The organism is Bradyrhizobium altum (assembly GCF_020889705.1).
Lineage (GTDB): Bacteria > Pseudomonadota > Alphaproteobacteria > Rhizobiales > Xanthobacteraceae > Bradyrhizobium > Bradyrhizobium altum.
Genome location: NZ_JACMYP010000316.1, coordinates 1 through 9,080, shown reverse-complemented (window position 1 = coordinate 9,080; position 9,080 = coordinate 1). Strand labels below are relative to the sequence as shown.

The following is a 9,080-nucleotide window of genomic DNA, read 5'->3' as shown; positions in this document are numbered from 1 at the left end:
GCACCGCCGCGCCGCCCGGGCCCGCCGCGCCGCATGATGTTGCTCCGCCGCCCGACCCGACCGCAGCACCACCCGAGGAATTGACCGAGCCGACAGCAGCAGAGACTTCACACCAAGCCGATCCGGATCACGCCGTGGAAACGCCGCAAGAAACGAAAGGAGGAACGCCGGAGGAAACGCACGACGTGCGTCACGACCCGCCGCAGAATGTGCTGCCGTTCCGTCTTGCCGGCGATACGCGGCCGCCGTCGTTGACGCCGGTCGAGAACAACGCCTTCAACGAGCTCGCCCGCCAATTGTCGGCGCGGCTCGAGAGCGAGGCCGGCCTCACCGCGACGAACGAGAGCGCCACCATGGAAGCGGTTGCCAAAGAGCCGCCCGCCAGCGAACCGCCGCAGGAGGCGGAGGCGCCGCGGCCGCAAGAGATGGTCGCGCAACTGGAGACGCCGGCCGACGCGCCAAAGGCCGGTTGGCTCGCCGCGACGGAACCTGCACCGCGCGGAGAGTCCCGCCGCGACCGCGTGCTGCTCGATCTCTTGCCGGTCGGTATCCTGATCTACCGGCTCGACCGCCTGCTCTATGCCAACCACGCCTTCCTCGCCCGCATGGGCTATGAGAGCCTGCACGCGCTGGAAGCCGCCGGCGGGCTGGACGCGCTCTATGTCGAGCCCGGCGTCTCGCAGGCGAGCAGCACCTCCGGCACCGGCACGCCGGTGACGATCTCCGCGAACCAGAACGCGGACGACGGCGCGCAGTCCGTGTCCGCGGAGGCACGGCTGCACACCATCACCTGGGACGACGATTCCGCGCTGGCGCTGATCTTCTCGCGCACGCTGGACGAAGACGCCGCGATCGCGGCCGCGCTGTCCGATCCGGAGCCCGATCCCGAGCCAGTGGCTGCCGCCGAGCCGGTGCTTGCGCCACTACCGCCGCAGGCCGGCCACGCCGACGCCGAGGAGCTCGGCGCGATCCTCGACACCGCGGCCGAAGGCATCATCATGTTCGATGCCGAGGGCAACATCCATTCCTGCAACCGCAGCGCGGAGGCGCTGTTCGGCTATGACGGCGACGAGTTCGTCACGCATAATCTCGCCGACCTGTTCGCGCCGGAAAGCCAGCACGGCATCTTCGACTATCTCACGAGCGTGAAATCGGCCGGCGTCGCCAGCCTGCTCGACCACGGCCGCGAGACGCTCGGCCGCGTGCGCCAGGGCGGCATCATCCCGCTGTCGGTGACGATGGGCCGCACCCGCGCCGACGGCCCGAACTTCTTCGCCGTGTTCCGCGATCTCTCGCAGACCAAAAAGAGCGAGGGCGAATTGCGCGAGGCGCGGCGGCTCGCCGAACGCGCGGCGAACGCCAAATCCGACATGCTGGCGCGGATCAGCCACGAGCTGCGCACGCCGCTCAACGCCATCATCGGCTTTGCCGAGGTGATGATCGGCGAGCGCTTCGGCGCGCTCGGCAACGAGCGCTATGTCGAATACATGAAGGACATCCGCGCCTCCGGCGAGCGGGTGATCGCGATCGTCAACGACCTGCTCGACCTGTCGCGGATCGAGACCGGCAAGCTCGACCTCGCCTTCACCAGCCAGAACCTCAACGAGATGGTGGAGAGCTGTGTCGCGGTGATGCAGCCGCAGGCCAATCGCGAGCGCATCATCATCCGCACCTCGCTCGCACACACGCTGCCGCCTGTTGTCGCCGACGCCCGCGCGCTGCGCCAGATCACGCTGAACCTGATCGGCAACTCGATCCATCTCGCCAATGCCGGCGGCCAGGTGATCGTCTCGACCGCGCTGTCGGATTTCGGCGAGGTGATGCTGCGCGTGCGCGACACCGGCCAGAGCCTCAACGACAACGAGGTCGCCGCCGCACTGGAGCCGTTCCGCGCGCCGACGCCGTCCGATCAGGCCGGCTCCGGCGGCGTCAGCCTGTCGCTGACCAAGGCGCTGGTCGAAGCCAACCGCGCAAAATTCCAGATCCGGACCGGCGGCCGCACCGGCACGCTGATCGAGATCGTGTTCTCCCACGCCGCGGCGCGGGTGTGAGAGGCGGCCCTGCCCCCTCTCCAAGGGGGTAAACCCCAATGCACTGCGGGAAACTGTCGCGCTTGATCGGCGCGGCACGGCATAAATCTTGCTGCAATTCCGATTGTTTGAAATTCATTATCTTCCGAACCCAGCCCGCTTTCCGGGCATCTGGATCTGGCGGATGCGCTGCCTCGTCGTCGCCGACCTGCATTATTCATTGCCGCAGTTCGACTGGCTGCTGGCGGCCGCGCCGCAATTCGATCTGGTGATCTTCGCCGGCGATGTGCTCAACCTCGGCTCGGCGGTCGATTTCCGCGCCCAGATCGTCGTCGTCACGAAATACCTTTCGCGCCTCGCCGGCCTCACGCGCGTGATCTTCTGCTCGGGCAATCATGACCTCGACGAGCGCAACGCAGAGGGCGAGAAGGTTGCGCGATGGGTCGCCGCGGTCAGGGAATTCGGCGTGGCCTGCGACGGCGACAATCTGACCATCGGCGATACGCTGTTCACGGTGTGCCCGTGGTGGGACGGCCCGATGGTCAAGGCGCGGATCGACGAGCAGCTGCGCGAGGCAGCCGCCATCCCGCACCGCCGCTGGGTCTGGGTGCATCACGCCCCGCCGGCGGATTCCCCGATCAGCTGGGGTGGCAAGCGCTTCTTCGGCGACGTCGAGCTGCTGCGCTGGATCGAACGCCACCACCCGGCGATGGTGATCTCGGGCCATGTGCATCAATCGCCGTTCATCCCGAACGGCTCGTGGTTCGACCGGATCGGGACGACCTGGGTGTTCAATACCGGCCTGCAACCCGGCCGGCCGCCGGTCTACATCGTGCTCGATCTCACCCAGGAGAAGGTTTTCTGGCTCGCCGCCGGCGACGCGCAGATCGTCGATCTCAACGCCCCCCTGCATCGGCCGGCAACGCCGCTCGGCGAGGCGCCGGACTGGCTCACATCCTTGGATCGGATTGCCGATCAGAGCCTGGCGAGACCTGCATCGGCGGCAGGTTGATCATGCTCTGCAGCACTTCGCTGACCATCGCCAGATGGGTGCCGTGATCGGCATATTGATGCATCAGATCGGCAAGATAGGTCGTGGCGACGTGCAGCCGTTGCGCCAGGAGCTGCGCGATCAGCAGCGCCAGCGCAGGCTGCTCCCGCAGGAACGACGCTGCATCGTCGAACTCGTATAGGACGCAGTCGGACGCCGTGCGCACCTTTGCGCTGTGCGGCCTGTCGAGCAGAACACTCATCTCGCCGAACACCGCGCCGGGCTCGTCGATCACCGCGACCAGACTGTCGCCCTTCACGACCTCGACCTTGCCCTCGAGCAGCACGAACAGATGACCTGTCTGGCCGCCCTCCTCGATGAAATCCGTGCCGGCCGGCAGGCTGCGCCTGCTCCCGCCGGTGCAGTGATCAAGGATCGCCCGCATGCTGTTTCGCCTCCGTCTGCTGCCAGACTAGGCGGAGATGTGGCCGAGGTGAACGGGATTAGCCGGGCGGTCTGCCCAAATTGTCGGCAGGCTCGACAAGGGATGAGCGTTCGTACTTCTCCCTTCCGGCGTGAGGGACGCACTGGCCGAAAAGATCCCTCCCCCGCTTGCGGGGGAGGTGCACCGTTTCCGTGGCCCGACCGTCCAGCTGACTACTGCTTGATCTCCAGCGTCTGGCGCTTGCCGGCGGCGATCGAGAACGGCTTTTCCGCCTTCTGGCCGTCGGCATAGGTGGCGACCGCGAAGTAGTCGCCGGCGCCGAGCGCGACGTTGTAGGTCGCCTCATAGCTCACCGAGACGCGCTTGCGCTCGTCATTGATGTCGCGCTCGGCACCGTAGATGTCGATCTCCTGGGCGCCGTCGGCCTTGATCCCGACCACACCGGCGTTGAGGTTGACGTTGATCCGGGTCGGCGCGCCGGACTTCACCTCCGCGCGCGCCGTGCCCTTGGCCTCGCCGACCGTCACCATCACCTCATAGCTGCCGCCCGGCAGATCGAACTTCGATTCGGCGTCGTATTCCTGCGCGACCTTTTCGCCCTCGTCACCGTCGGCCTTGGCCGGCTGGTGCACGGCAACCACGAGGTCCTTCTCGACCTTGGGGCCGCCTTCGGCATAGGTGGTGGTGACGATCAGCTTGCCGACATCGAGGGTAAGCTGGATGTTGCTGGAGTCACCCGCGGCGACCACGAACGGCTTGCTGGTCTTCGACTGCCCCTTGGTCAGGGTCAGCGTATAATTGCCCACAGCGAGCACAAAGCGCGGCACCGCGTCGTACTCCTGCGCGATCAGTCTGCCGCCCTTGTCGGAGACCTGCCAGACCACGTCATCGACCTTGCCTGCGCCGCCCGCCACCGAGCCCTCGCTGGTGACGTAGCCGGCATCGAGGATGACGTCGAGCATCGCCGGCTTGCCGTTCTCGACCTTGAGCGGAAACTCGCGCTTGAGCTGCCGGTAGCTCACCTCCACGATGTAATCGCCGGGCGCGATATTGTCGGCGAACGGCGCACCGTAGAAGGTGTTGACGTGCTCGCCCTTCTCGCCTCCGGCGCGCTTGTAGACGCCCCAGTTGACGTCCTCGTCGCTGATCGGATCGAGCCCTTCGGCGAGCCGTGCCACGCCGCGAAGGTTCTTGCCGAGATACGGATCGGCGGCCGCCGGCTTTGGCGGCGCCTCGCTTGCGACCTTGGTGCCTTGCGTCGCCGCCACCGCCTTGGTCAGTGCGCCGGTGAGGCTCGCGGCGTTGCCGGCATCGAGATAGACGCCGCCGGTCGCGCGCGCGATGCATTGCAGCTGGCTCTTCGCCGCGGGATCGGCGACGTCGAGGCCGATGACGTGGGCGGTGAAGCCGATGCCGGCCTTCTTCAGCTCGGCCGCGGCCGCGCACGGATCCGGCGCGCAGGTCTCGATCCCGTCGGAAACCAGGATCACATTGGCCTTGTTCTCGGTCGAGTGCAGCGCCTCGGCGGCGGCACGGAGCGAATCCGAGATCGGCGTCTTGCCCTTCGGGTTGATGCCATCGATCGCGGCCTTGATCCTCGCCGGATCGAACTTGCTGACCGGCACCATCAGCTCGATGTCCTTGCAGTCACCCTTCGAGCGGTGGCCATAGACCACCACGCCGAGACGATCGGCGGGATTCCATTTCGACAGGATGGCATCGACCGCCTGTCGTGCAGCGGAGATCTTGCTCTGCCCATCGACCAGGCCCCACATCGAGCCGGATGCATCGAGCACGAGAATGGTGTCGGTCCCCTGCGCTGGCGCCTGCGCCTGGGCGCCATGAAGTGACAGCAACGCCAGGCCAAGCGACAGCAGGCCGGCAACGAACGAGCGGCGAAAAACCTTAATCACGGATCGATCCTCGATGATGGAGACAATCGGAGGGCAAAGACGGCTGCGGCGGCGGGCATGTCGTGAGATCATTCGCACCTTGCCACAGCTGCGCCCTCCTTCGATCCGGATTTTGTTTTTTGTTGGCCGGATTGCTGATGCGATACACTTCCGGCGTGCGCGCGACAAAACGCCAAAATGTCTTTGATTGGCGTCACTTGCGTCCGAACATTTGGACTATTGCGACAAGCATTTGGCCTGATGCGACACGCAGATGACGACTAAATTGCTTCCTGAGTTGCGCGCATCGCGCTCGTCGGCGTGAGCGTCATCACAGATGACGCTGCTTTACACGCTGCCGTGCACTTGATCGCACTACTCCCACATGTCCGGCGCGACGCGCCCGGCGAAGGCGCTATCGATGACCCGATCCTGTCGATCACGGTCGACGATCAGTCGCAGCAGGTCCGGGCGCGAGTAGTGGCCGCCGATATCGCATAGCGCCTTGGCGGCGAGAACAACCTCCCGCGATCCGTCAGCGATCAGGATGGTCTCACCTTGCGCCGGCCCCGCGATGATCTCACCGCGTGGATCGATGATCACGCTGTCGCCGCTGTACTCGATCGTCGACAGCTCGCGATAGCGTTCGGGCGTCGCCTCGTGCGACCGCATGCCGCCCACGGCGATGACGTAGCAACCCGCCTGGGACGCGAACGCGCGCGACAGCAGGAGCTGTCGCGGCCACAGCGGCGTGGGTGACGGCGGCGCCACGGCGGGCTCTCGTCCCGGCCACGCGGCGACGTGGATCTGCGTTCCCTGCGCCGCCAGCGCATAGCCGGGCAACATGGTGTTGTGCTCCCAGCAATTGAGCCCGCTGATCCTGCCATAGGGCCGCTCATGAACCCGCAGGCCGACCGCGTCGCCATCGGCCCACACCGAACGCTCGTTGAAGGTCGGCTTGAGCTTGCGATGACGGCCGAGAATCCGCCCCTCGCGGCCAATGAACAGAAGCGTGCAGTAGACCGTGCCCTTCGTTACTGCGTCGCGTTCGGCAACGCCGATCACGACATCGATCCCGGCGCCCTCTGCGGCATCGCAGAGCCGGTCGGTGGCCGGCGACGGAATCTCGACTGCGCTATCGAGATATTCCGCCATGGCGCGAAAGGTGCTCGGACCGGTCGGTGCATGACAGAAGAACGGATAGCCCGGCAGCCAGGTCTCGCCGAACGCGGCGATCGTTGCCCCCATGGCACCGGCCTCGCGGATCAGGCGACAGGCCTTCTCCACCGACGCCTCGCGATCGAACAGTACCGCGGCGGCCTGGATCGCCGCGAGCCTGAAATGCGTATCGATTGCCATCGCCGGGTGCCGCATCACGCGACGCCCTTGCGGGCAGCATCGAGCGCGCCCGCAAGCAGTTCGAGCGCCTTGACGCGCCGTCGCCGTGCAAGGCGTTCTTGGCCGACCTTGCGTTCATGCTCGCCGGCGATGAAGGCCTGAATGTCCGGCAGCAGACGAATGACGCCGCGGCTGCCCCACTGGCCATCCGGTATCTCGGTCGGAAACACCCAGACTTGCGGCGCCACATCCTCGTACGAACCACCGTCAGCGCGTACCACGGCAGCGGTCACGTCCTTCACCAAAGCCGCGCGCGAGGCTTCGGTGTACTGCCCCTCGGGCACCGTCGGCACGATGCGATAGCGTGGCGACGGCGACGGGTCGCCCGCCACATAGACGGCGGCCGGCCGATGCAGGAACACGACGGTGACGCCTTGCGCAACCTTGTTGGCCGGGTCGAAGCCCTCGTGACCGATCAGGATATCGCCGAGCTCCTTGATCAGCCGCGCTTCCGCTGCCGGCTTCAGGGCTCCTTCGGGAATTGTGACGTCGATCATCGGCATTGAGAGACCTCCTGTTGTTGCCAGCATGAGGTCTATGCGCGAGGTGCTTCCGGCAGCAGTGGCAGTATCGCCATTCTCAGGGCAAATTCGGACACGGCGTCGTCAGCCGGCAGGCGCCATGCGCGCCGTGACACGCGCAAACCGGCGCTGGTATTCGCGCGGCGAAAGCCCGGTTTCGCGCTTGAACAGGCGGCGAAAGGTCGACAGATCGTTGTAGCCGACGCGCGCACTGACCGCGTCGAGCTTCAGCCGCCTGGATTCGATCAGGCGCTTGGCCACATCGACGCGCAGCGCCTGCAGATATTGCAGCGGGGCCTCGCCGACCGCGAGCTTGAAGCGGCGGTTCAGGGTGCGTTCGCTGACCGAAAGGTCGCGGGCCAGCCTGGCGAGGCTGAAGCCCCGCTGCAGCGACTTCTCCATCAGGCTTTGCGCCTGCGCCACCAGCGCGTCGGAATGCTGGGTGTCGTGCCTACGGCTGGCATAGGACGCCTGCGAGACGCGATTGCCGTCGATCAGCATCAGCTTGCCGGTCTCGGCGGCCAGATCGGCGCCGGCGAACTTCTCGACCAGCCGAATCGCAAGATTGAGCGAGGTGGTCACCGCGCCCGAGCAGACGATCCGGCTCTGCTCGGTGAGGATCTCGGCGACGCGCAGATCGACCGCCGGGTAACGCATCGCGAAGGTCCGCCCCTTCGCCGAATGGGTGGTCGCGACCCGGCCGTCGAGCAGGCCGGCTTCGGCGAGGATGAAGCTGCCGGTGCAATAGGATGCGAGCAGGGTGCCGCGCTCATGTTGCCGCCGCAGCGCGGCGAGCAACGGCTCGACCATATCGAGCCGGGCGAAGAAGCGCTCGATGTCGCCGACGAACGGTCCGGGGATCACCACCGCATCCGCCGCAGACCGCGCGCTGATCGGTCCATCGACGCCGATGATTTGGCCGGACGCGGTCTGCACCGGCCGGCCATTGAGTGACTCGACGCGCCACCGCAGCTGGGACGGCTTGCCGTTGTGGCGCTGCGGCCGCTTCGCCGCCACCGAATTGGCGGCCGTGAACACGTCGACAATACCCGCAACGCCCGAAGCGAGGATGCCGTCATAGACCCAAATCCGGATGAGTGGCATGGCCATGTCCGATTTTGCACAAAGTGAGGCAATTCTGCCATCGCGCGCGGGAGCGGGCAAGCGACGGGTGCCGCGCCTTGAATGTGACGTGCCATGTGACTGCCCGACGGGCAACTCAGCAAAAACCTGTCAATCCTTGCGCATAAAAATATTTCGCTTTATCAGAAGCGCAACTTAATGTTATGAATTCGTCGTCTCACCCGATCGAGGGGCGCTGCGCATCGTCACGGGTGTTGCGGTGAGATGCGGTGGACGCGGATCATGCCAGCGACGAATGCATGTGAAGCGGACGGCGAAGTCGTGTGGTCCTGACGCCCTAGTGGTAGGTGTCTTCTCACAAGGCGCAATTGCGTCTTGTGAGGGCGGTGACAAGCAAGCCCAGTCTCGCCGGGGAGAGCACGAAATAAGCCGTAAAACCATCGCGCAGGGAAAGCCGGGATGTTCCCGGTTACACCTGTGGTCCTACCTCCCGCGTTTTTTACTACGCGGGACCCATGGGTGCGATCGGCACCCGGCTTTCCCTGCGCCCTCTGTTCTCAGAGCGGCGAAACGAAGAGCAAAGCTCGGACAATCATGTCGCGAGAATGCGTAGCTGTGTTCCATCCTCATCTGTCATCGCCCGCGAAGGCGGGCGATCCAGTACGCCGCGGCCTCTCGGTTCGAGCACAACTGCCTCTGGAATACTGGATCGCCCGGCTT

The 9,080-nt window shown here is 65.8% G+C and carries 7 protein-coding genes; 2 read left to right on the top strand and 5 right to left on the bottom strand.

Annotated features, from left to right (window positions below; all coding sequences use genetic code 11):
• Both H8B02_RS41605 and H8B02_RS41600 read left to right on the top strand, forming a co-directional pair.
• Positions 1–2,051 (top strand): PAS domain-containing sensor histidine kinase (locus H8B02_RS41605; RefSeq protein ID WP_229171474.1); only part of this gene is annotated, 2,051 nt, incomplete at its 5' end.
• A 163-nt stretch (positions 2,052–2,214) separates the two neighbouring features.
• On the top strand, positions 2,215–3,042 hold the full coding sequence (locus tag H8B02_RS41600) for a metallophosphoesterase family protein (protein ID WP_229171473.1): 828 nt from the start codon (positions 2,215–2,217) through the stop codon (positions 3,040–3,042).
• Here the strand turns inward: H8B02_RS41600 and H8B02_RS41595 are convergent.
• The 5 genes from H8B02_RS41595 to H8B02_RS41575 all read right to left on the bottom strand — a co-directional run bounded on the left by H8B02_RS41595 (position 2,981) and on the right by H8B02_RS41575 (position 8,387).
• The gene (locus H8B02_RS41595) at positions 2,981–3,466 is read right to left on the bottom strand and encodes a cyclic nucleotide-binding domain-containing protein (protein ID WP_229171472.1); all 486 of its coding nucleotides are present in this window, start codon (positions 3,464–3,466) and stop codon (positions 2,981–2,983) included. The two genes, H8B02_RS41600 and H8B02_RS41595, sit on opposite strands and share 62 nt — an antisense overlap.
• A gap of 212 nt (positions 3,467–3,678) precedes the next feature.
• On the bottom strand, positions 3,679–5,379 hold the full coding sequence (locus H8B02_RS41590; RefSeq protein ID WP_229171471.1) for a vWA domain-containing protein: 1,701 nt from the start codon (positions 5,377–5,379) through the stop codon (positions 3,679–3,681).
• Positions 5,380–5,733: 354 nt separating this feature from the next.
• Entirely contained in the window at positions 5,734–6,717 is a 984-nt protein-coding gene (locus tag H8B02_RS41585) for a carbon-nitrogen hydrolase family protein (protein WP_229171470.1), read from the bottom strand.
• A gap of 14 nt (positions 6,718–6,731) precedes the next feature.
• Complete coding sequence (locus H8B02_RS41580; protein ID WP_229171469.1) at positions 6,732–7,259, bottom strand: tautomerase family protein; 528 nt, start codon at positions 7,257–7,259, stop codon at positions 6,732–6,734.
• 102 nt (positions 7,260–7,361) lie between these two features.
• Positions 7,362–8,387: a GlxA family transcriptional regulator gene (locus H8B02_RS41575; RefSeq protein WP_229171468.1), complete on the bottom strand. Its 1,026-nt coding sequence runs from the start codon at positions 8,385–8,387 to the stop codon at positions 7,362–7,364.
• Positions 8,388–9,080 lie beyond the last annotated feature (693 nt).

Bases quoted from the DNA above. Each gene is read 5' to 3' on its own strand.
- H8B02_RS41585 (WP_229171470.1), bottom strand. From the start codon at position 6,717: ATGGCAATCGATACGCATTTCAGGCTCGCGGCGATCCAGGCCGCCGCG.
- H8B02_RS41575 (WP_229171468.1), bottom strand. From the start codon at position 8,387: ATGGCCATGCCACTCATCCGGATTTGGGTCTATGACGGCATCCTCGCT.
- H8B02_RS41595 (WP_229171472.1), bottom strand. From the start codon at position 3,466: ATGCGGGCGATCCTTGATCACTGCACCGGCGGGAGCAGGCGCAGCCTG.
- H8B02_RS41600 (WP_229171473.1), top strand. From the start codon at position 2,215: ATGCGCTGCCTCGTCGTCGCCGACCTGCATTATTCATTGCCGCAGTTC.
- H8B02_RS41580 (WP_229171469.1), bottom strand. From the start codon at position 7,259: ATGCCGATGATCGACGTCACAATTCCCGAAGGAGCCCTGAAGCCGGCA.